We start from the raw sequence: 22,638 nt of genomic DNA, 5'->3' as shown, positions 1-22,638 counted from the left end.
AACAGCCATGGCCATGACCGCCGAAGACAACGAGCTGCTGACCCGCGTCGAGAACGGCGCGCCCATGGGCGAGATGATCCGCCGGCACTACTGGCTGCCGGCGGTGCCCTCGGTCAAGCTGGAGGCCGATGGCGCGCCGGTGCGGCTGCGCCTCTTGGGGCGCAACTTCGTCGCCTTCCGCGCCACCGACGGCCAGGTGGGCGTGCTTGACGAGCACTGCCCGCACCGCAAGGCCTCGCTGGCCCTGGCCCGCAACGAAGACAACGGCCTGCGCTGCATCTACCACGGCTGGAAGTTCAACGTGCGCGGCGAGGTGGTCGAGGCGCCCAACCACGCCGGCAGCCAGGAGCAGTTCTGCCAGCACGTGCGGGTGAACCGCTACACCACGGTGGATCGTGGCGGCATCGTCTGGGTCTGGCTGGGGCAGGGCGCCAAGGCGCCGCCGTTCCCCGAGCTGCCCTTCATCGACCTGCCGGCCTCGCAGCGCTCGGTGACCAGCGTCGAGGTGCCCACCAACTGGGTGCAGGGCGTCGAAGCTTCCATGGATTCGTCGCACGTGGGCGTGCTGCACGAGTCCACCACGCAGATCACCGCCGGCGGCGGCAACGAGCGCCTGCTGATGACGCGCGCCCTGGCGCCCAGGCTCGAGTTCGAGGACCGGCCCTACGGCTACCGCTACGCCGCGCTGCGCGCGCTGCCCGATGCCGACAAGGTGTACGCACGGGTCAACAATTTCGTCATGCCCTGGTACGGCATCATCTGCCCGCCGCATGCGCAAGGGCCCACCACGGTGTTCTTCTCCACCCCGGTGGACGACGTGACGCACCGCGCCTGGTTCGTGCAGTTCAACGCGCACGCCCCCCTGGGCATGACCATCATGTCGGCCTCGCCCGACGTCTGGAACTTCCCACCGCTGCCGCCCGGTGATGCCAGGGACAACTGGGGCCAGAACCGGGACCTCATGAAGCGGGGCCACAAGACCGGCTTTCCGCAGCACCTGGGCACCGAGGACTTCGCCATGTTCATCAGCCAGGGCCCCATCGTGGACCGCACCGACGAGCAGCTGTGCTCGGCCGACGGTGCCGTGCTGCGCGTGCGGGCCCAGCTGCTCAAGGCGGCGCGCGAATTCATGGCGGGACAGACGCCCACGGCGGCCGGCCACCCCGGACTCGATTACCGGCGCGTCCGATCGGTCGGGGGGGTGATCCCGGCCGGCAGCGACTGGCGCGCACTTGCCGACGCCTAGGGGCTGTTCACACGGCTTTCGCACACGTGAAAACAGTTTGAAAAGGCCCCTGATCCGTTCCATCGACCACCGCATGCCGGCGGCGCGCAGAACGCCGCGGCGTCGTCAATGACCCACCGGAGACAACGCATGAAACTCACCCGTCGCCAACTCCTGACCGCCAGCGCCGCCGGCGCCGCGGCGATCTCGCTGCCCCTGGGCGTGCACGCGCAAGGCAAGCCGGCCATCCGCGTGCTGATCGGCTTTCCGCCGGGTGGCGCCACCGACGCGATCGCGCGCGCCGTCGTCGAGCGCCTGCAGCCGCTCATGGGCCAGCCGGTGATCATCGAAAACAAGCCGGGCGCGGGCGGGCGCGTGGCGGCCGACCTGGTGCTGCAGGCTCCGGCCGACGGGCTCGCCTACATGGTCGCCCCCAACGCCACGCCCACCTTTCTCACGCTGGTGCCGGGGCACAACATCAAGTGGGACATCACCCGCGACTTCTCGCCCGTGGCCTCGCTGGCGACCTATCCGCTGGGCATGGGCGTGGCGCTCAACACCGGCGCCACCAACGCCCGCGAATTCGTCGAATGGGCGCGCAAGAACCCGGGCAAGTCCAGCTACGGCACGCCGGGCATGGGCGGGCAGAACGCCTTCCTGGGCGTGCAGCTGGCGCAGACCGCGCGCATCGAGCTGCCGGTGACGCCCTACAAGGGCTCGCCACCCATGGTCACCGACCTGGTCGGCGGCCACGTGCCCTCGGCCATCAGCCTGATGGACGGCCTGATGGCGCACCACCGCGCCGGCCGCATCCGCGTGATCGGCATCTTCACCAAGGAGCGCTCGCCGCTCATGCCCGACATCCCCACCTTCGCCGAGCAGGGCATCGACGTGACCTCGGGCGAGGGCTGGACCGGCATGTGGGCCAAGGCCGGCACGCCCCCGGCCGAGGTGCAGCGCATGCAGGCGGCGGTCAGGCAGGTGCTGGCCATGCCGGACGTGCGCGAGCTGATGACGCAGCGCCTGTGGGTCTACCCCACCTTCCGCGACGGCGCGCAGACCGATGCCGTGCAGCGCGCCGAGCTGGCGCACTGGGCGCCCATCATCAAGGCCTCGGGCTTCCGGGTGGAGTGAGGCGTGCTCACCGAGGAGAAGAACCGCCAGCTGACGCGCGTGGGACCGGGCACGCCCATGGGCGAGGTCCTGCGGCGCCACTGGCATCCGGTGGCGGGCGTGGACGAGTTGGCTCGCACCCCCGTCAAGCCGCTGCGGCTTCTCGGAGAGGACCTGGTCCTCTACCAGGACCTCGGCGGCCGCTACGGCCTGCTCGAACGCCACTGCGCCCACCGCGGCGCCGACCTGTCCCAGGGCTTCGTCGAAGGCGCGGGCCTGCGCTGCAACTACCACGGCTGGCAATACGACGCGCAGGGTGCCTGCCTGCACCAGCCCTACGAGGAGCAGGCCGACCCGTCCGCGCGCCTGAAGGCCAGGGTGCGGCTCAAGGCCTACCCGGTGCGCGCCCTGGCCGGCATGCTGTGGGCCTACCTCGGGCCGGCGCCCGCGCCGGAGCTGCCCGACTGGGAGGCCTTCCACTGGCGCAACGGCTTCGTGCAGGCGGTGTTCTCCGACGTGCCGTGCAACTGGCTGCAGTGCCAGGAAAACTCCGTCGACCCGGTGCATTTCGAGTGGATGCACGCCAACTGGAGCCGGCGGATGCGCGGGCACGAGGGCGGCTATGCGCCGCGCCACCTCAAGCTGGCTTTCGAGGAGTTCGAGCACGGGCTGGTCTACAAGCGCATCACCGAAGACAGCGACGAGACGCATCCGCTGTGGACCATCGGGCGGGTGTGCCTGTGGCCGCATGGTTTCTTCCTGGGCGACCATTTCGAGTGGCGCGTGCCGGTGGACGACGAGAACACGCTCAACGTCACCTGGTCCTTCATCCGCGTGCCGCGCGAGCGAGAGCCCTTCGTGCAGGATGCCATCCCCACCTGGGCCAGCCCGGTTCGCGATGCGTCGGGCCGGCTGATCGCCAGCCATGTGATCAACCAGGACATCTGCGCCTGGGTGGGTCAGGGGCGCATCGCCGACCGCACCGGCGAGACGCTGGGCGCCAGCGACGCGGGTGTGGCGATGCTGCGCCGGCGACTGTTCGCCGACATCGAGGCGGTGCAGGCCGGGCGCGATCCCAAGGGCGTGCTGCGCGACCCCGAACGCAGCCGGCGCATCGTGTTGCCCAGCGATTCACGCGAGTTCTTCCTCGAAGGCCTGCCGCTCGCCGCGTACCGACGGCATCCCAAGTGGGCGCGGCTGCTGACGCACTTCACCTTCCACGCCGGCCAACCCGAATGGGTGCGCGAGGCGCACGAGCAGGCCATCGGCGTGGCCATCGAGCCGCTGGAGATGCTCGACCTTTGACGCGCGGCGTGTCGGCCTCTTCACCTTCATCCATCCACCGGACCTTTTCATGAGCCTCGTGAGCTACGAACTCGACGGCGCCGTGGCGCTGATCGGGCTGAACCGCCCCGACAAGCGCAACGCCATCGACGATGCCCTGATCGACGACCTGCGTGCCGCCGTGCTGCGCGCGCACGAAGAGGCCGACGTGGCCGTGCTGTTCGGCCATGGCACCAACTTCTGCGCCGGCCTGGACCTGGCCGAGGCGCTGGCCCGCGCCACCGGGCAGATCAAGCCGCCGCGCAAGCGCCGCCGCCACAACTGGCACGAGGTCTTCGACCTGATCGCGCGCGGCCCCATTCCCTTCGTGGCGGCGCTGCACGGCGCAGTGGTGGGAGGCGGGCTGGAGCTGGCCATGGCGGCGCATGTGCGCGTGTGCGACGAGTCGGCCCTGTTCGGCCTGCCCGAGGGGCAGCGCGGCATCTTTGTCGGCGGCGGCGGCACCGTGCGCATCCAGCGCGTGGTGGGCACGACGGTGATGATGGACATGATGCTCACCGGCCGACTGCTCGACCCGGCCGAGGCGCTGCAGGAACACATCGTGCGCTACACCGTGCCCGGGGGCCAGGCCCTCGCCAAGGCGCGCGAGCTGGCGGCGCGCATCGGCCGCAACAGTGTCGAGACCAACTGGATGATCATCAACGTGCTGCCGCGCGTGAACGACCTGTCGCACGACGACGGCCTGTTCATGGAGCAGCTCAACTCGGCCCGCGCCCGCCCGCCCGAGGCCGAGCAGCGGCTGCGCGAATTCGTGGACGGCAAGGCCCGCCGCCTGCAGGACAACCAGCCATGAGCGACCTCTTCAACGTCGGCGACGAGGAGCGCGCCCGCGCCTTCGAGCATGCCCGCCGCGCCGCCGCCGGGGCCGCCCGCATCCCCGATGTCCCCGCTTCCACGCCCCTGCGCCCGGTGCGGCGCGCGGCGGTCATCGGCGCCGGCACCATGGGCGGCGGCATCGCCATGGCGCTGGCGGCCATCGGCATCCCGGTGCGCCTGGTCGATGCCAGCGCCGAAGGCCTGGAGCGCGGCCTGGCGCGCGTGAGGGAGAACTACGCGGGCAGCGTGTCGCGTGGCAAGCTGGGTGCCGACGACATGCAGGCGCGGCTCGCGCTCATCGAAGGCTCGCTCGCGATCGCCGACGTGGGCGACGCCGACCTGGTCGTCGAGGCCGTGTTCGAAGACCTGGGCCTCAAGCAGGACCTGTTCCGCCAGATCGACGCGGCGGCCCGCCCCGGCGCCATCCTGGCCACCAACACCTCGGGCCTGGACATCGACCAGATTGCCGGAGTGACGCAGCGGCCCCAGGACGTGGTCGGGGCGCACTTCTTCAGCCCGGCCCACGTGATGAAGCTGCTGGAGGTGGTGCGCGCCAGCCGCACCGCCCCCGACGTCATCGCCACCCTGATGGACCTGGGCCGGCGCATGGGCAAGATCGCGGTGCTGGCGCGCATCTGGCCGGGCTTCATCGGCAACGCGCTCTTTCGCAACTACACGCGCGAGGCGCACTTCCTGGTGGAAGACGGCGCGCTGCCGCACGAGGTGGACGCCGCGCTCAGGCGCTTCGGCTTCGCCATGGGCATCTTCGCGGTGCACGACATGGCCGGCAACGACGTCGGCTGGCAGACCCGCAAGGCGCAGATGGCCACCCGCCCCACCGACAGGCGCTGGAACGACCTGATCCTGAAACTGTGCGAACAGGGCCGTCTGGGGCAGAAGGTGGGCAAGGGCTGGTACCGCTATGAACGCGGCGACCGCACGCCGCATCGCGACCCGGAGCTGGACGCCTTCATCTTGGAGGAATCGAAGCGCATGGGCATCGAGCGCCGTCCGATCAGCGACGAGGAGATCATCAAGCGCTGCGTCTGGGGCATGGTCAACGAGGGCGCGCGCCTGCTGGAGCACGGCATCGCGCTGCGGGCCAGCGACATCGACATCACCTATCTCACCGGCTATGGCTTTCCGGCGCAGCACGGCGGGCCGATGTTCCTGGCCGACCGCATCGGCCTGCCCGAAGTCCTGGCCGACATCCGCCGCCTGCACGAGGAATACGGCTACTGGTGGCAACCCGCGCCGCTGCTGGAGCAGCTGGTTCGCGAAGGGCGGCGCTTCGCCGACCTCGACCGATAGGAGCGGCCATGGATCTGGGCATCCGCGGCCGCAAGGCCATCGTCTGTGCGTCGTCGCAGGGACTGGGTTACGCCTGCGCGCTGGCCCTGGCTGAAGAGGGTTGCGAGGTGGTCATCAACGGCCGCCAGGAAGGCAAGCTCCAGGCTGCCGCGCAGGCGCTGCGCGAGGCCACCGGCGCGCGCATCACGCCGGTGGCCGCCGACATCAGCACCGACGCCGGGCGCGGCGCCCTGCTCGCGGCCTGCCCCGCGCCGGACATCCTGGTGAACAACAACGCCGGCCCTCCGCCCGGCCAGCTGGCCGACTGGGACCATGCGACCTGGATCGCCGCGCTGGAGAACAACCTGCTGGCCGGCGCCCTGTTGATCCGCGAGGTGCTGCCCGGCATGCGCGAACGGCGCTTTGGCCGTGTCGTCAACATCACCTCGGCCATGGTGAAGCAGCCGCACGCGGCCATGGGCCTGTCCACTGCCGCGCGTGCCGCGCTCACCGCGTTCACGCGGTCCCTGGCGGGCCAGGCCATCGTGGACAACGTGACCATGAACAACCTGCTGCCCGAGCGCTTCGACACGCCGCGCCAGGAGTTCATGGCGCAGCGGATGATGCGCGAGCAGGGCATCACGCGCGAGCAGGCCCGCCAGCAGATCGCCGACACCTTGCCTGCGCGTCGCTTCGGAGATCCCGCCGAGTTCGGCGCGGCCTGCGCCTTCCTGTGCGGCGCGCGCTCGGGCTTCATGACGGGGCAGAACCTGCAGCTCGATGGCGGGAGTTACGCCGGGCTGGTGTGAGGGTGGCGCGGAAGTCGCCAACGCGAGGACGCACCAGCTCCGGAGCGGTGAAATGGGCGAGTGAAAGCAGGGCCGATCCGACTCCGTTCACCCTGGCTCGTCGAAGGGCCCTTCATACGGTGCAGGCTTCGACGAGCTCAGCCCGAACGGGAGTGGTGTTCGTCGAAGGGCCCCTGATACGGTGCAGGCTTCGACGAGCTCAGCCCGAACGGGTGTGGTGTTCGAAAGGCTGCTCGGTGAGAGCATGGCATTCCGTTCCCCCTGAGCCCTTCGACAATGCTCAGGACAGGCTCGTCGAAGGGCCCGCCGCGCGGTGCAGGCTTCGACGAGCTCAGCCCGAACGGAAGTGGTGTTCGGAAAGCTGCTCGGTCAGAGCCCGAACCGGATTCGGTGGGTCTTCGTAGGGCTGCCTGTTCAGCGAGGGTTCGAGCCCGCCGGAAGCTGGACTCCGGATCCCGCTCACGCGCATTCGCTACGCTCCGGGCTTCCACAACTCCTGGACGTCAGCCGTGGCCCTGACCCTCTACTATCACCCGCTGTCTTCCTGCTGCTGGAAGGTGCTCATCGCGCTCGACGAGATGGGCATCGCGTTCGAGCCGCGCCAGGTGAACTTCGGCGATGCGGCCGAACGCGAGCGCTTCCTCGCCCTGTGGCCCACCGGCAAGATCCCGCTGCTGGTGGACGGCGGCCAGATCGTTCCGGAAACCAGCATCATCATCGAGCACCTGTCGCAGCAGCACGCCGCACCGGAGCGTTCGCTGCTGCCCCCCGCGGCCGACGGCGCGCTGGAAACGCGCCTCATGGATCGCGTCTTCGACCTGTACGTCATGGCGCCCATGCAGGCCATCGTGGCCGACCGGCTGCGTGAGCCGGACGACCGGGACGCGATGTCGGTGAACAAGGCGCGCGAGACGCTGGCCATGGCCTACGGACTCCTCGATGGCCGGCTCGGCCATCGAACCTGGTCGGCGGGCGAACGATTCAGCCTGGCCGACTGCGCGGCGGCACCCGCGCTGTTCTACGCCGCAACCCTGGTGCCGGTGCCGCCGGCGCATCGCCGGCTCTCCAGCTATACAGACCGCCTGCTGCAGCGGCCCTCGGTGGACCGGGTGCTTGAGCAGGCGCGGCCCTTCTTTCCCTACTACCCGTTTCACGAAGCGCTGCCGGCGCGCTTCCGTCCGGCCGCGGATCACTGAGTTGCCGGGCAATACGGCACAGGCACCGCAAGCCACGGCGGCCTCGGCACCCTCCAGTACGATGGCTGCGAATGGAGTCCACGTGAACCTGAACCTGTCGCTACTCGCCGTCCTGCAAGGCCTGTTCCTCACCAACAACGTCGTCTTCATCGCCATCAACGGCCTGGTCGGCCTGATGCTGGCGCCGTATGGCTGGATGGCGACGCTGCCGGTCATGGGCTATGTCCTCGGCGCCGCGCTGTTCACCGCGCCGGTCGCCTGGGCGCAGCGCTGGCTGGGCCGCAAGAGCGGGTTCGCGCTCGGGCTGGTGATGGCCATCGTCTCGGCGCTGCTTTGCGCAGCCGCGGTGTATGTCGGCAGCTTCTGGCTGCTGTGCGCGGCGACGATGCTGGCCGGCTACTACTCGGCCAACGGGCAGCTGTACCGGTTCGCAGCCGGCGAGTTGTCCACGCCCGCCTTTCGCGACAAGGCCGTGTCCCTGGTCATGGCCGGCGGCCTGATCGGCGCCGTGATCGGCCCCAACCTGGCGGCACGCACCAAGGACCTGGCGGGCGCGCCTTTCGCGGGGGCGTACCTGGCGCTGGCGGTGGTGGCGGGCTTCGCCCTGCTGCTGCTGGCGGGCTTGCGGTTTCCGCACATCCCCGAGGCGGCGGCTGCCTCGACCGGCCGGCCGCTGGCCGAGATCCTGCGACGGCCCGTGTTCATCATCGCCGCCGGAGCCGGGGCCCTGAGCTACGGCGTCATGAACCTGCTCATGGCGGCCACGCCCCTGGCCATGCAGCATGTCGGGCTGCCGTTCTCCGATGCGGCCTGGGTGCTGGAGTGGCACGTGATCGGCATGTTCGCGCCCGGCTTCTTCACCGGCTCGCTGATCCAGCGCTTCGGCCCACTGGCCGTGATGGCGGCGGGCGCGGCGCTCAACTTCGTGTGCGTGGGCATCGCCCTGTCGGGCGTCGATCTCCATCACTTCACGCTGGCCCTGTTCATCCTGGGCGTCGGCTGGAACTTCCTCTTCACCGCCAGCACGACGCTGTCATTCAGCGCCTACGCGGCCGACGAGAAGGACCGCGCCCAGGGCGCGTTGAACTTCCTGCTCTTTGCGGTGATGGCGCTCAGTTCGTTTTCGTCCGGCGTCCTGGTGACCACGCAGGGATGGAGCCTGCTGAATGTCGGCTCCCTGTTCCCGTTGCTGCTGATCGTCGCGGGCCTGGCCTGGCTGTCGCGGCTCGGGGGCCGGGGCGCGGTCGCGAGCGCCGGTCGCGGCTGACGCGACCGGGTCGCCGCCTCGACGCCTGCCCGGGACTACGGGAGGGGGCGTTCCACCACGAGCGCCATCGCGGCAATCCGTTCGACATTCGCATAGGCGGGCTCGGCCAGCTCCTCGCCAAATACATCGGGATCGATTTCGCGATACCGGCAAGGCCATCCGCACGCCGTCAGTTCATCGTGCAGCGCGGCCCACAACGGGTCGGCGCCGGCGGACATGGGCACGCCCGTGTACAGGACGAGCCGGCCACCGGGCGCAAGCCGGCCCAGCCCTTCGTGGACGATGCGCACCGAGAGCGCCTCGCCCCAGCGGCCGCCGCCGTGGCGGTAGGTGCGGCCTGCGCGGTCGTTCAGATAGGGCGGGTTGGCCGCGATCAGGTCGAACGTGCCGGCGGTGCTGGCGAACAGGTCGCTTTGGACGAAGGAGACTCCGCTCGCCCCAGCCAGCTCTGCGTTCGCCCGTGCGAAGCTCAGCGCGCGGGTGTTGATGTCGGCCAGCACCGTGGAAGTCGGCGGGCGGGCGTGCCGGGATGCCAACAGTCCGCCGGCCCCTGCGCCACAGCCCACGTCGAGAATGCGCGCCCCTGGTGCCAGCGGCTTGCGCGCGAGTTCCTGCGCGATCAGCGTCGCGAAGCGGTGGGTGTCGGGGCCGAAGAACACGGCGTCCTCGGCCGTGGTGGGATACGCGGAGTGCGCGAACAGCATTCCCTCCAGCGAAGAGAAGCGGATCTCGCTGCGCAGGAGACCACCCTCCAGGGGAGCGAGCAGGCCGACCGCTTGCAAGGTGGCCGTGAGCGGGTCCGGCAGCAGGGAGGGCTCGAACGACCGGCTCCAGCCGAAGACGTCGCGAAGGCGGGCTGCGAGTTGCGCGCCGGGCCGCGCATTGACGCGGCCGTGCGTGGCAGGCGTGACGGCGGTGAAGTGGTAATCGTGCTCACGCAACCAGCGCCCCGCAACCACCAGAGCCTGCACGAGCGCGCGGTCGTGCACGGTCGCCCGGCCTATTTCGCCGCCTTGCCCATCTTGCCCTGCAGGACCGCCACCAGATGCTGCTTGGCCTCGGCCAGCTGGGCCTTGTCGGCGTCATGCACCTTGCGGAAGAAGGCTGCGCATTCAGGCGAGTTGGCCGCTTCGGCGTCCTTGATGTACTGGTCGTAGGCCATCAGGGCCTGGGCCTTGTTCTGGATGAGGGTGATCCAGTCATAAGCCAGGTCACTGAGCGGGTGGGGATCGGAGGATTTCTCTTGCATGGCTGGCCTCGTGAGGTGGTGGCGGTCCACCTTAAGGCAATCGCGTCGATCGCGGTGAGGGTCGTTACCGTCTGCACGCCGGGGGCGGGATGCGCCGCGCGGCCGTGCTGCCCCGCATGCGCGAGGGACCGCCGCATCATTTCACCAGCGCCCGCTTCGCCTCGATCCCGCTCAGCGTGGCTGCATAGGTCGAGCTGCGCGGGCCGCCAATGGCGACGGCGCGCCGGGCGGCCCGCGCCGCTTCATCGGGTTCACCGAGTTCGGAAAGCACCTGGCCGAGGTTGTTCCACGCGTCCCCCGAGCCGGGATGGGCGAGGGCCGCCTGCTGGTAGTGGTCGCGTGCTCGTGCGAGCTGGCGCTGGCGGTACGCGGCATTGCCCAGCGCCAGGCGGGCGAAGAGGTTGCCGGGCCAGGCAGCCAGCGCCGCCTCGTAGGCGCGCGGGCCCGACACGGGAGACACCCGCTCGAAGTCCGCCGCAGCCGCGACATACGCCGACTCCCTGGCCGTGGCGGGCAGGCGGTCGGGCGGCAGCGCCACGAAAGCCCAACGCTCCCCCTTGGCCCAGCTGCGGTCGAACTGGTCGAACGGCATGACCAGGCGACGCACGGTGCCCGAGCGCAGCGTGATCGTTCGCTGGCCGAGGTCGTAGCCCACGACCACCGCGTAATGCCACTGTGATCGCACCAGCCAACCCACGTCCTGCAGCACGACCACGGGATGCCCGGCCGCCACCTCGCGCAGCAGTTCGGCGAGCTCTCCGCGCAGCACGTAAGGCACGGCGCCCGCGCGCCTCGATGCGCCCAGCATCTCAGGCTGCAGACTCCCCTGGCGTTGCGGCACGTAAACCTGCTCGACCAATTGAGCCGGCGTGCGAGCGATGCCCGCGCTGTGCAGCACGGTGGCCAATGCAGCGGGACCGCACTGGTAATCCTCCTGCGGGAAGAACGACACCTCGGTCAGTTCGACCTGCCGGGCGAGCGAAGCCGGAAGGCCGCTGCCGACCTGCGGCCCGGTGATCGAGGCGCATCCCGCAAGGCCCCACAGGGCGATGCCCAGCAGGAGTCGCCGGCGCGCCGGCATCGACGCAAGCACGCCCTTCAGAGCAGCACCAGCACCAGCAGGGCCACCAGCCCGATGAGGATCCAGTCCTGCGTGCTGAGGGCTCCACCGGCGGGCATGGTGTCGATGCGCTCGGCCAGTGCGTGGACTTCCGCCTCGCTCAGCGATGCCACGCGGTCACCGGCGACGAGTCCGCTGACACCCATGGCCTGCAGCCGTTCCTTGACGTTGGCGCGGTCCATGAAGGCCTGGACCTTGGCCCGATCGACCTCGACCTGGCTCGGAGCGGCCAAGGCGTCGGTATCGACGATCTCACCGTGGGCGAGCGGAACCTGTGACGACAGGACCGCTGCAAGAACGACCGCGAATCCTCGGGACACGTGACGGGCTGTTTGCATGGCTGGATCTCCAGAAAGGAAGAAACCATCCTAGGGACCGCCAGCGTCGCCTGCTCAGGTGGCGCGCGTAACAGCTGCCGCAACTTGCAGCACGACCGGATGGCGCGCCGCTTGCCGAGGGCCTACTTCGCGGGACTCTTCTTCGACGACTTGCGGGCAGCCTCCTGCGCGGCGGCCAGTTCCGCGTGCTTCTCGGCCCGTGATCGGCGCGACTTCGGCTTCTTCGTCTCGCCATGGCCCTGCGCGTCCTTGCTGGCCTGCGGCTTGTCCTTGGCCTGCGAACGGTGCGTGCGCACCAGGCGGTCCACGGCGCTGGGAGAAGGCTGCAGCGCGCGCTCCTTGCGCTGGTCCCGTTCCTCCTTCAATCGACGGCGTTCCTCGAGGAGGGCTCGCTCGTCGTCGGAAGGCTCCTGGTCGGAGCCGCGGCTCATCATGGCGCGATGCAGCGCCTGGCCGTTCTGCGCGAGCCGCTTGGTGGATGAGGCAGTACGAATGGGCATGTCTCGTTCTCCGTGAATCGAGGGGAAGGCCACTGTAGGTCAACCCGGCCCCCGATGGGTGCCCTCAATCCACCGAACCGCTGCGCAGCCGCAGCGCGTTGGCAATGACGCTGACCGAGGAAAGCGCCATGGCCGCCGCGGCCACGACCGGCGAGAGCAGCAGGCCGAAGAACGGGTAGAGCACGCCCGCGGCCAAGGGGATGCCGGCCACGTTGTACGCGAAGGACAGGAAGAGGTTCTGGCGGATGTTCTTCATGGTCGCGCGGGACAGCCGCCGGGCGCGCACGATGCCCATCAGGTCGCCCTTGAGCAGGGTGATGCCGGCGCTCTCCATGGCCACGTCGGTCCCCGTGCCCATCGCGATCCCGACGTCGGCCGCGGCGAGGGCTGGCGCGTCATTGACCCCGTCACCCGCCATCGCGACCACGCGGCCTTGCTGGCGCAGTTTCTGCACGATGGCGGCCTTGTCCTCGGGGAAGACCTCCGCCACCACCTCGTCGATGCCCAGCTCCTGGCCCACCGCTTGCGCCGTCGTCCTTCCGTCACCGGTGAGCATGACGATGCGCACGCCCGCGGCACGCAAGCCTTCGAGCGCCGCCGGGGTGCTCGGCTTGATGGGATCGGCGATCGCGGCGAACCCGGCGAGCCGGCCATCCATGGCGACGAAGATGACCGTCGCCGACTTCGCGCGCTGCCGCTCCGCTGCCTCGTGCAGCGGTGCGACATCCACTCCATGCTCGGCGAGGAACTTGGCCGCGCCGCTCACCAGGTTCACGCCCGCCACCTGGCCGACGACGCCCTTGCCGACCGGGGAATCGAAGCCGCTGACCTGCGCGAGCTGGAGCTTGCGCGCCTGCGCCTGGGCGACCACCGCCATCGCCAGCGGGTGTTCGCTGGCGCGTTCGACGCTCGCAAGCTTCTGGAGCACCTCGTCGGCCTCGAACCCCTGGGCTGCCTCGACGTGGACCACCTGCGGCCGCCCTTCGGTCAGGGTGCCGGTCTTGTCGACGACCACCGTATCGACCTTCTCCATGCGCTCGAGCGCTTCGGCGTCGCGGATCAGCACCCCGTGCTGGGCGCCGCGGCCGACGCCCACCATGATGGACATGGGCGTGGCCAGCCCGAGTGCGCAAGGGCACGCGATGATCAGGACCGCCACCGACGCGATCAGCGCATACGAGAACGCCGGGCTCGGCCCCCACGCCAGCCACGCCGCGAATGTGAGCGCAGCCACCAGCAGGACCGCCGGAACGAACCAGGCCGCCACCTGGTCGGCCATGCGCTGGATCGGCGCGCGGCTGCGCTGCGCGGCCGCCACCAGGTGCACGATCTGGGACAGCAGGGTGTCGGCGCCCACCTTCTCGGCCCGCATCACGAACCCGCCGGTCTGGTTGAGGGTGCCGGCAGTGAGTTTGGAGCCCGGCGCCTTGACCGCCGGCATCGGCTCGCCCGTGACCATCGACTCGTCCACCGTTCCCTTGCCCTCGACCAGTTCGCCGTCGACGGGCACCTTCTCCCCCGGCCGCACGCGCAGCAGCTCGCCCGGTGCGATGGTGTCGATCTGCACCGTCTCATCCGAGCCGTCGGGCCGCACGCGAAGAGCCGTCTTGGGCGCGAGGTCCAGCAGGGCCTTGATGGCGCCCGAGGTCTTCTCCCTCGCGCGCAGCTCCAGCACCTGGCCCAGCAGCACCAGCACCGTGATGACGGCGGCGGCCTCGAAGTAGATGGCGACCGCGCCGCCGTGCCCCCGCAGCTCCGCGGGGAAGAGGCCGGGCGCGAGGGTGCCCACCATGCTGTACAGCCAGGCTGCGCCCGTGCCCAGCGCGATGAGGGTGAACATGTTCAGGCTGCGGTTCTTCACCGAGGCCCAGCCTCGCGCGAAGAACGGCCAGCCCGCCCACAGGACGACCGGTGTCGCGAAGATCATCTGGACCCAGTTGGAGGCCTGCGCCCCCACCAGGTGGCCGATGTCGACCAGGTGCCCGCCCATCTCGAGGATGAACACCGGCAAGGTCAGCACCAGTCCGATCCAGAAGCGGCGGGTCATGTCCCGCAGCTCGGGGCTTTCGCCGGTGTCGCCGGTCGCGATGACCGGCTCCAGCGCCATGCCGCAGATGGGGCAACTCCCGGGCCCCATCTGGCGGATCTGCGGGTGCATCGGGCACGTGTACTCGATGCCTTGGTCGTGGGGCCCCACGGGTGGCTGGGCCTTGGGAGCAGCGCGGCCGTGGTGGTGGTGGTGCGGCGGGCTGGCGCCGCCGTGGTTCATGCCCGGCTCGTGGCTGGCATGCCCATGAAGCGGATGTTCGTGCGGTCCGGTCCCGTGCTCTTCGAGTGACGAGTCTTTCCATTGCATGGCGTGCTCCTGATGGTTCCGATTGTCGGGACGTCCGCACGACGCGGCGGGACGCCCGCAGGGCAGGATCAACCTTCCCATGATGGCAATGTCAAGCGGCCCCTGCTTCTTTCCTGGGGTCTCCCGCTTCGTCGCCGCCCATCGTCGTGGCGGCTCGTCCGCTCCACAGCCACCGCCCCGACGAGCGCCTGCGAGCTCGGCCGTGCCGAGGCCAGGAGGTTTACATCGAGAAGCAATCGGCCGTGCCAGGGGGCCGGATCATCTGGCCGCAGTCCGGATGGCGAGTCACTCGACCGCATCCGGTGTCCATCACTCTTATAGGAGGTTTGCAATGAAGCTAAAACCCACCGCCTTCGTCGTGTCCGCAATGCTTGCCGCCGGCATGGCCGCGGCGCAAACCGGCAGCAGTGGCGCCGGCTCCTCAGCAGCTGGGCAAGGCACGACGGTCGTTCCGGTGGTGCCCGTGGTGCCGGTGGTGCCGGTTGCTCCTGGGGACAGCAAGTCGGCAGCAGACAGCAAGGCGCCTGGCACCCACACCTCGGGCGCCGGTGCCAGCAGCGGCTCCGCCGCCGGGGCGGCGCCCGGGGCACCGCTCACGGCCGCTCAGCAGCAGTCCGTCCAGAAGCTCCAGGAGGCCTCCAACCGGCTGCGCGAGTCCATCCAGGCGCTGAAGGACAAGAAAGGTGATGACCGCGAGAAGGCGATCAACCAGGCCCAGAGCGCACTCCAGCAAACCCAGCAGGCGATGCAAGCCCTGCCGAAAGAGATCCGCAACTCGCCCGGCATTTCGGACGCCGAGTACAGCGAATCGGTCAACAAGATGATGCAGGCCGCCGATTCCCTCCGGAAGTCGGTCCAGGCCATGGCGCAGATGCCCGCAGGTGAGCAGCGCAACAAGGCGATCCGCGAGGCCAACCAGGCCTTGATCGAGACGCAGTCGGCGATGGTGATGGCCTACTCGCCGGGTGACAGCTCCCGGATGGGCGCTGGTGCCGCCGATAAGAAGGACGCGAAGTAAGTCAACCGGCATCACTTCGGCGCAATCCCGGCGCTCACGCGCCGGGATTGCCGTGTCCGAAGGAGCGGCGGCCGGAGGGCGACTTCGTCGAAGCGCCATCGAGCAATGGTGGGGTGGTGGGTCCTGAAGGATTCGAACCTTCGACCTACGGATTAAGAGTCCGCTGCTCTACCAACTGAGCTAAGAACCCCCCGCTGGAAGCCTTGTGAAAGGCCTCGCGAAAACGGGCGCCATCATACCTCGCGGCGAGGTGCGTTTCCTCAGCCGCGGATCAGCGCGTCCGATGGGGCGGGGTGGTCCACGCGCTGGAATCCCACGGCCTCGCTGCGGGCCGCTGCGCGCAGCATGGCCGGCTCGGTGGAGCGGCGCCGGAGCGCCACCAGCATGGCCTTGCGGGCCGCGACGATGCGGTCGAGCACGGCGAGGAGTTTGTCGGGGACCGCTGGCTTGGCGAGGTAGCCGTCGGCAGCCGCGATGCGGCTGGCGGCGATGTCCTGCGGGCGCAAGTGGCCGGTGAAGATGATCACCGGCGGCTGGTATGGCGGCGCCTGCGCGCGCAGTTGTCTGCACAGGTCCAGACCGTTCACCTCGGCCAGGCGCAAGTCGAGAAGGACGGCATCGGGACGCATCTGCTGCGCCAGCTGCAGGGCCCGCTTGCCGTCATAGGCAACAGCGCTGCGGTGTCCCTCGACGTCGAGCAGGAGGGAGAGGATGTCGGCCTCTTCTCGATCTTCCTCGGCCACCAGAATGCGCATGCGCGGGCGGGTTGCTACAACCATTGAGGACCCTTCTTCATCGGGGGCCATCGTGACGGACGCAGGGCCCGAGGTCAATGCAAAGACCACCCCGCGACGGTTGGTCATCGCCGATGAAGATGCCTCCTCGACCGTGGCATGCGCGCGGCACCAGCGCAAGCTCGGCGCGGCCCTTGCAGGGGCGTTCGCGAAGACGTCATGGTTCCTTCTTGCAGGGGAAGGACGCAGCCAATGCCGCCGTCACCGTCATGCTGGCGTTCAGGTGCCGCACATCGGCCGCTTGCGACAGCTCGCGCGAGACGGTTTCGATCAATGGCCGCACGCCCACGCCCTCGGGCAAGCAGAACAGGATGCTGTCGCTGCCGTCCGCGACGCCCAGCACATAGCCCACGCCTCGGCTGTACGCGGAGGGGTTGGATGGATCGAGCAACATCTGCATCAGCTCATTGCCACTGACCAGGTGTGCGCTGGCCTGGCCGGCGCACAGCCCGAGCGCCAGCGCGAGCATTCGAATGTTCATGCGTGTTCCTTGTTGCCGGGATCGCGGCGGACTTTACTTCCCAGGCTCAACTCGGCCTGGTGCGCAAGAGGCTGAACACCGCCGCCATGGCCGAGAGCACGCTGGCGGCGGCCAGTGCGATGGCCGGTCCGGGTCCTGCCTTCACGCCGACGGCACTGAACACGAGGCCGGTCAGGATGGCGCCCAAGGACATGCCGGTCATGCGCGCCGTGCCCAGCATGCCGCCCGCCGCTCCCGAGCGATCGATGGGGGCGCTGGTCACGATGGTGTGGTTGTTCGGGCTCTGGAACAGCCCGAATCCCGCGCCGCACACCGCCAGGCGCCAGGCCACCTGCGTCGGAGCGGCCTGCGGATCGAGCAGGGCGAGCAGGGCCAGGCCGGTGGCCAGGGTCACCAGGCCAATGCCGCTCACCACGCCCGCGGGATGGCGGGTCATCAAGCGGGCGGACAGCGGGGCGAAGACGATGGTGGCAGCGGGCCAGGCGGTCAGCAGCGCGCCCGCGGCCAGGTGGCTGCGGCCCTGCGATTCCAGCAGCAGGAAGGGCAGGGCGACGAACGCGGACGTCTGCCCGGCAAAGGCGGCCACCGAGGTGCACATCGACAGCCTGAAGACGCGGATGCGCAGCAGGTCGACCGGCAGCAGCGGCAGCGCGAGCCGACGCTGCCGGCGCACGAAGACCGTGGCCACCACGGCGCCCGCCGCCAGCAAGGCGGCGCCCACGCCCTTGCCCGCCATCCCGTCGCCGGACCGGGTGCCGAGTTCGTAGGTGGCCAGGAACAGCAGGGCGAACATCAGCACGTTGAGCAGCACGTCGAGCATGGACAAATTTCCCTTGGCCGGTGGGTGCGTGTTCGCCGGCAGCGACTTCCACCCGAGCAGCAGCACCACCAGCCCGAGCGGCGCCTGGATCGCGAACAACCAATGCCACGGCGCGAACGCCAGGACCGCCGCCGCGATGCCCGGGCCGGCGACGGATGCCACGGCGATCACGACCGAGTTCAGGGCCATGGCCGCTCCCAGCCGCGACGCCGGGAAGCTGAGGCGGATGAGGGCCGCGTTGACCGCCATCATCCCCGCCGAGCCCAGGCCCTGGAAGGCTCGCGCGCCGACCAGCCACGGCAGCGAGGGCGCGGCCCAGCTCGCCACGCTGCCCACGGTGTACACGGCCACCCCCGCCAGGTAGACGCGCCGATAGCCGATGCGGTCGCCGATCTGCGCACAGGGCAGCAACAGGCACAGCGCCGCCAGCTGGTAGGCATTGACCACCCAGATGGTGGCGTGCGCATCGACCCGGAAATCGCGCGCGATGTCGGGCAGCGCCAGCATCAGCAGCGTCGAGTCGAGCACCGACAGGGCGATGCCGAGCGTGATGACGACCACTGCCGCCAGCTGCGCCTGCGGCTGCGGCGTCCGGGTGTCGGTGGGTGAAGGGGCGAGGTCGGGCATTCGCAGGCCAGTGTGTCGGCGCGCGCAAGCATGCCAGAGGTCGGACCTGCGCCCTGCGGATTCGGTCCGGGAAGCTCCCAGCTTGCCTGGAGCCCGATCGGCGTAGAGTGGCCGGATTGGCCAAGGGCACAAGCAAGGAGCACATCGGTATGCCATCGCGTCGACATTTCCTGGTGGCCACCGCCACCGCCACCGCCAGCTTCGGGTCCTTCGGCCAAAGTGGTGCGCCGCTGCGCCTGGTGTCCGGCTACGCGCCGGGTGGCGCCACCGACCGGGTCGCGCGGCTGGTCGGCGAGAAGCTGCAGGCCAAGCTCGGCACCACGGTGATCGTGGAGAACAAGACCGGCGCCGGCGGACGCCTGGCCGCCCAGCAGCTGAAGAACACGCCGGCCGGCCAGGACGTGCTCATGATCGCCAACCCCGCGGTCATGGTGGTGGCGCCCCTGGTCTTCGCGGACACCGGCTACGACGCCGAGCGCGACTTCAAGATCGTCTCGCACGTCAACGACTACGAGTTCGCGCTCAGCGTGCCGCAGTCGTTGCCCGTGCAGGACCTGCCGAAGCTGCTCGAGTGGCTGAAGGCCAACCCCGGCAAGGCGAATTTCGGCGTCCCAGCCACGGGCAGCCTGCCGCACTTCTTCGCGCTGATGCTGGGCGACCGGGCGAACACCAGGGCCGAAGTGGTGGGCTACAAGGGCTCGGCCCCCCTGATCGCGGATCTGATCGGTGGGCAGATCCCGGTGTCCATCGACACGTTCGACACGGTGCTGCCGCACCACGAAGGCGGCAAGCTCCGGATCCTGGCGGTGTCCGGTGCCAGGCGCTCACCGTTCGCACCGGCCATCCCCACCTTCAGGGAGGGCGGCGTCGACATCGTCGCCACGGGCTGGAACGCGTTCTTCGCGCCGGCCAGCATGCCCGCGGCGGAAGTCGACCGGCTGGCGCGCGCCATCAAGGACGTGATGGACGACCTCGACACGCAGAAGAAATTCACCGACGCCAGGCTCACGCCGGTGAGCGCCACCCGCGCGCAGAGCGAGGCCATGCTCAAGGCCTACCGCGAGCAGTGGGCTCCGGTGGTGAAGAAGTCCGGCTACAAGCCCTGAGAGGCGAAGCGACCCGCCGCCTCCGCGCCGGCACCGACCGGCGCTGTCGATTGCAGGCAGCCGATCAGGTCGTCGATGTCCAGCGGCTTGACGAAGTGGTAGTCGAAGCCGGCCTCCAGCGCACGTGCCTTGTCGGCGTACTGCCCCCATCCGGACAGCGCGATGAGGGTGAGCGCGCCTTTCGGTACGAGGGCGCGGATGGCGCGCGCGGCCTCGTAGCCGTTCATCACGGGCATGCCGATGTCCATCACCACGGCCTCGGGTTGCTTGTGCTTGACGGCGGCCAGGGCCTGGGCACCGTCGTGCGCCACCTCGACCGAGGCGCCCTGCAGCGTGAGCAGGGCGCCCAAGGTGCTGGCGGCGTCCACGTTGTCGTCCACCACCAGGATGCTGCGCTGGAGCGGGTTCGCGCCGGGACTGGCCACCGCCACCTGCGCCCCCGCTGCCTCCACCACGGCCGGCACGCTCAGCACGAACTCGCTGCCGCATCCGGGGCCGTCGCTGTGCGCGGTGACCGAGCCGCCGTGAAGTTGGGCGAAGGCGCGGGTGAGGTGCAGCCCCAGCCCCAGGCCCGTGGTCGGCTCACCCACCGTGCGTGACTGCGAGAACATGCTGAAGATGCGGCCGAGGAATTCCGCATCCAGGCCCTTGCCGTTGTCGCGCACCGCGAACTGCACCACCGGCGGCGCGACCTTGACCGACAAGGTGATCTCGCCGCGGGGTGGCGTGAACTTCGCGGCGTTCACCAGCAGGTTGGCCACGCATTGCACCAGGCGCACGTGATCGGCGTACAGGTCCACCGGCTCGGAGGGCACCTCGATCGAGAGGCGATGCGATTGGGCCGTGATGCCCGCCTGTGCGATCTCCACCGCGTGCTGGACCACCTTGTCCGCCCGGGTCATCGACCGCTGCAATTCGAGCTTGCCGTTGGTGACGCGCGCGATGTCGAGCAGGTCGTCCACCAGGCGCTTGAGATGGCTGACCTGGCGCTCCACGATGCCGGTGAGCTTGTCGGTCTGTGCCGAGGGATGCTGCCGCTGCAGCAGCGCCATCGCATGGCTGATCGGCGCGAGCGGGTTGCGCAGCTCATGGGCCAGCGCTGCCAGGAATTCGTCCTTGCGCTGGTTGAGCGCGCGCATCTCGTACTGGCGGTCGCGGGCGCGCAGGGCGGATCGCGCCGCGCTGATCAGCGCCATGGTGCGGACCGGCCGCTCGAGCAGGGTCACGTTGCCCAGCTTCTCGATGCCGCGCTGCGCCTCCAGTGAGTCCGCGCCGTGCTTGGCCAGCAGCAGGATGGGCAGGTCCGACCAGGCCGGTTGCTCCTGCAGGTAGTCCGACAGCGCGGCCACGGTCACGCCATTGAGCGTTTCTTCCCCGAGCATGAGCGCGCCAACGCCCAGGCGAAGCTGCTCGGCCAGCCGGATCGGGGTGTCGCAGTGGAGCGGATCGAGCCCGCCGGCGCGCAGCACTTTCTCCACCAGGATGACGTCGCGCCCAGGGCGCGAGTAAACGAGGATGCGGCGTTCCATCACGCCCTGAGATCAATGGCGGAGCCGCCCGTCAGCGACACGGGTACGCCGGTCAGAAGGCCGCGGTAGCCGCGCAGCACATCCCCGACTTCGATGCCCGTGGGAGTCAGCGAAAACGATCGGATGGTGCGTTCATGGGCGCTGCCACGCTTCTTGAAGACCGACACCGCCTGGCGAATGACGCCGTCGTCCTCGAAATATCGAAGCATCAGCACGTTGTCGGCGATGTAGCTGGCGTCCATCGCCGAGGACATCGCGCCGCCCAGCATCCCCTGCTGCACGCCCACCAGCACGGTCATCACCTGGTGCTGCCCGAGGTAGGTGAGCAACTCGTGCAGGTGCGTGGTGAGGAAGCGCTCGTCCGGCACGGCATTGAGGTAACCGTTGAGGCTGTCGATCACCACCACCTTCGCCCCCGCTTCCACGGCCTTGCACACGGCGGACGAGAACTGGCCGGGCGAGAGTTCGGCGGGATCCACCTGCTGCACGGTGAGGGAGCCGGCCTGGATCGCCGCGCGAATGGGCAGGTTCAGGCCGTCGCTGCGGTGGAGCATGTTGCTGGCCGATTCCTCGAACAGGAAGATGGCCGCGCGTTCACCCCGTGCGTTCGCGGCCGCCACGAACTGCGAGGCCAGCGAGGACTTGCCGGTGCCCGGTGGACCCACGATCAGCGTGCTGGTCCCCTGCTCGAGCCCGCCGCCGAGCAGCAGGTCGAGCTTGGGCAGGCCGGTGCTGCGCTGCTCGCGCCGGTTGATGCCGCGCGACTGCGCCGCCACCAGCCGGGGGTGGACCCAGAGGCCGCCACGCACCAGGTTGTAGTCGTGCATGCCGCCGAGGAAACTGCGGCCCCGGTACTTCACGATCCGGATGCGCCGTCGCTCCGCGCCATAGTCCTTGACCATGTGGTCGAGCTGGATCACCCCATGCGCGATGCTGCGCACCTGCAGGTCGCCCGAAGCCGAGGACGTGCGGTCGTCCAGCAGCAGCACGGTGCACTGGCGCTTGGAGAAGAACTGCTTCAGGGCCAGCACCTGGCGCCGGTAGCGCAATGGCGAATCGGCCAGCAGCTGCAGCTCGGACAGCGAGTCCAGCACCACGCGGGCAGGCTTGAGCTCTTCGACCACCCCGAGGATCAGCTTCAACGTGCTGGCCATCTCCACCTCCGAGGGGTGGAAGGTGGTGACCTGCTGCTCGGCGGCCAGCAGGTCTTCGGTCGGCAGGACTTCGTGGATATGGATGCCCGACACGTCGATCCCGTGCGAGGCGGCGACCGCCGTGAGCTCGTCATGGTTCTCGGCCAGGGTGATGTAGACCACCCGCTCGCCCGAGCGGGCGCCCTCGTTGAGGAACTGAAGCCCGGTCGTGGTCTTGCCGGTGCCGGGCTCGCCCTCCACCAGGTAGATGCGGTGCGGCGTGAGTCCGCCGCCCAGGATCACATCCAGTCCCGGGATGCCCGTGGACAGAAGGTCGGCTGGATCTTCAGCAGTCATGGCTTGCCTCCTTTGCGCGCCAGGTATGCATCGAGTGCCCGGGCTCCGCGTGGCTCGGCAGCGTCGCCGGCGCGCACCGCATCCACGGCCGGTGGGTAGGTCGTCATCCGCTGAGCATCGCAGAGCCAGCCGCGAGACCTTGTAGGCGCA

At 69.6% G+C, this 22,638-nt stretch carries 21 protein-coding genes and 1 tRNA gene; 10 read left to right on the top strand and 12 right to left on the bottom strand.

The genetic code is table 11. From position 1 onward, the window contains the following. Positions 1–7 precede the first annotated feature (7 nt). The 8 genes from JI739_RS04925 to JI739_RS04890 all read left to right on the top strand — a co-directional run bounded on the left by JI739_RS04925 (position 8) and on the right by JI739_RS04890 (position 9,060). Entirely contained in the window at positions 8–1,246 is a 1,239-nt protein-coding gene (locus JI739_RS04925; protein WP_201682697.1) for a Rieske 2Fe-2S domain-containing protein, read from the top strand. A gap of 129 nt (positions 1,247–1,375) precedes the next feature. Next, entirely contained in the window at positions 1,376–2,359 is a 984-nt protein-coding gene (locus JI739_RS04920; protein ID WP_236589063.1) for a tripartite tricarboxylate transporter substrate-binding protein, read from the top strand. 3 nt (positions 2,360–2,362) lie between these two features. Continuing rightward, positions 2,363–3,643, top strand: coding sequence for a Rieske 2Fe-2S domain-containing protein (locus JI739_RS04915; RefSeq protein ID WP_201682695.1), 1,281 nt, complete (start codon positions 2,363–2,365; stop codon positions 3,641–3,643). Between the two features lie 49 nt (positions 3,644–3,692). Further along, positions 3,693–4,475: a crotonase/enoyl-CoA hydratase family protein gene (locus JI739_RS04910; RefSeq protein WP_201682694.1), complete on the top strand. Its 783-nt coding sequence runs from the start codon at positions 3,693–3,695 to the stop codon at positions 4,473–4,475. Further along, positions 4,472–5,809 (top strand): 3-hydroxyacyl-CoA dehydrogenase, encoded by a 1,338-nt coding sequence (locus JI739_RS04905; RefSeq protein WP_201682693.1) that lies wholly within the window; start codon positions 4,472–4,474, stop codon positions 5,807–5,809. The genes JI739_RS04910 and JI739_RS04905 overlap by 4 nt, the downstream gene beginning before the upstream one ends. Positions 5,810–5,817: 8 nt before the next feature. Further along, positions 5,818–6,597, top strand: coding sequence for an SDR family oxidoreductase (locus JI739_RS04900; protein WP_201682692.1), 780 nt, complete (start codon positions 5,818–5,820; stop codon positions 6,595–6,597). Between the two features lie 509 nt (positions 6,598–7,106). Next, positions 7,107–7,793 carry a glutathione S-transferase family protein gene (locus JI739_RS04895; RefSeq protein ID WP_201682691.1) on the top strand — a complete coding sequence of 229 codons (687 nt, stop codon included), beginning with the start codon at positions 7,107–7,109 and terminating at the stop codon, positions 7,791–7,793. Positions 7,794–7,875: 82 nt separating this feature from the next. Then, positions 7,876–9,060, top strand: a complete 1,185-nt coding sequence (locus JI739_RS04890; protein ID WP_201682690.1) for an MFS transporter — start codon at positions 7,876–7,878, stop codon at positions 9,058–9,060. Between the two features lie 35 nt (positions 9,061–9,095). Here JI739_RS04890 and JI739_RS04885 read toward each other — a convergent pair whose 3' ends face one another. The 6 genes from JI739_RS04885 to JI739_RS04860 form a co-directional block, all read right to left on the bottom strand. Then, on the bottom strand, positions 9,096–10,049 hold the full coding sequence (locus JI739_RS04885; protein WP_354003679.1) for a methyltransferase: 954 nt from the start codon (positions 10,047–10,049) through the stop codon (positions 9,096–9,098). 11 nt (positions 10,050–10,060) lie between these two features. Further along, on the bottom strand, positions 10,061–10,309 hold the full coding sequence (locus tag JI739_RS04880; RefSeq protein ID WP_201682689.1) for a hypothetical protein: 249 nt from the start codon (positions 10,307–10,309) through the stop codon (positions 10,061–10,063). A gap of 136 nt (positions 10,310–10,445) precedes the next feature. Further along, complete coding sequence (locus JI739_RS04875) at positions 10,446–11,402, bottom strand: PA2778 family cysteine peptidase (protein ID WP_201682688.1); 957 nt, start codon at positions 11,400–11,402, stop codon at positions 10,446–10,448. Between the two features lie 5 nt (positions 11,403–11,407). Then, entirely contained in the window at positions 11,408–11,767 is a 360-nt protein-coding gene (locus JI739_RS04870; protein ID WP_201682687.1) for a PA2779 family protein, read from the bottom strand. A gap of 122 nt (positions 11,768–11,889) precedes the next feature. Then, on the bottom strand, positions 11,890–12,267 hold the full coding sequence (locus tag JI739_RS04865; RefSeq protein ID WP_201682686.1) for a hypothetical protein: 378 nt from the start codon (positions 12,265–12,267) through the stop codon (positions 11,890–11,892). A gap of 64 nt (positions 12,268–12,331) precedes the next feature. Next, a complete protein-coding gene (locus JI739_RS04860) occupies positions 12,332–14,623 on the bottom strand; it encodes a copper-transporting P-type ATPase (protein ID WP_290428768.1) in 2,292 nt (763 codons plus the stop codon). Between the two features lie 277 nt (positions 14,624–14,900). Here JI739_RS04860 and JI739_RS04855 point away from each other — a divergent pair, with 277 nt between their 5' ends. Beyond that, the gene (locus JI739_RS04855) at positions 14,901–15,641 is read left to right on the top strand and encodes a hypothetical protein (protein ID WP_201682685.1); all 741 of its coding nucleotides are present in this window, start codon (positions 14,901–14,903) and stop codon (positions 15,639–15,641) included. 114 nt (positions 15,642–15,755) lie between these two features. On the opposite strand, the gene JI739_RS04850 is transcribed toward JI739_RS04855, so the two are convergent. From JI739_RS04850 to JI739_RS04835, 4 genes are all read right to left on the bottom strand, one after another. Continuing rightward, a tRNA-Lys gene (locus JI739_RS04850) sits at positions 15,756–15,831 on the bottom strand. A 70-nt stretch (positions 15,832–15,901) separates the two neighbouring features. After that, a complete protein-coding gene (locus tag JI739_RS04845; RefSeq protein ID WP_201682684.1) occupies positions 15,902–16,420 on the bottom strand; it encodes a response regulator in 519 nt (172 codons plus the stop codon). A 172-nt stretch (positions 16,421–16,592) separates the two neighbouring features. Beyond that, positions 16,593–16,916, bottom strand: coding sequence for a Rap1a/Tai family immunity protein (locus JI739_RS04840; protein WP_201682683.1), 324 nt, complete (start codon positions 16,914–16,916; stop codon positions 16,593–16,595). A 46-nt stretch (positions 16,917–16,962) separates the two neighbouring features. Continuing rightward, positions 16,963–18,363: an MFS transporter gene (locus JI739_RS04835; protein WP_201682682.1), complete on the bottom strand. Its 1,401-nt coding sequence runs from the start codon at positions 18,361–18,363 to the stop codon at positions 16,963–16,965. Between the two features lie 149 nt (positions 18,364–18,512). Here JI739_RS04835 and JI739_RS04830 point away from each other — a divergent pair, with 149 nt between their 5' ends. Further along, complete coding sequence (locus tag JI739_RS04830; protein ID WP_201682681.1) at positions 18,513–19,469, top strand: tripartite tricarboxylate transporter substrate-binding protein; 957 nt, start codon at positions 18,513–18,515, stop codon at positions 19,467–19,469. Here the strand turns inward: JI739_RS04830 and JI739_RS04825 are convergent. Beyond that, the gene (locus tag JI739_RS04825) at positions 19,457–20,998 is read right to left on the bottom strand and encodes a hybrid sensor histidine kinase/response regulator (protein WP_201682680.1); all 1,542 of its coding nucleotides are present in this window, start codon (positions 20,996–20,998) and stop codon (positions 19,457–19,459) included. The genes JI739_RS04830 and JI739_RS04825 overlap by 13 nt on opposite strands. Then, positions 20,998–22,488, bottom strand: coding sequence for an ATPase domain-containing protein (locus JI739_RS04820; RefSeq protein ID WP_201682679.1), 1,491 nt, complete (start codon positions 22,486–22,488; stop codon positions 20,998–21,000). The genes JI739_RS04825 and JI739_RS04820 overlap by 1 nt, the downstream gene beginning before the upstream one ends. Positions 22,489–22,638: the final 150 nt, after the last annotated feature.

It is taken from the genome of Ramlibacter aurantiacus (assembly GCF_016722895.1).
Lineage (GTDB): Bacteria > Pseudomonadota > Gammaproteobacteria > Burkholderiales > Burkholderiaceae_C > Ramlibacter > Ramlibacter aurantiacus.
This window is presented reverse-complemented; position numbering and strand designations above follow the sequence as displayed.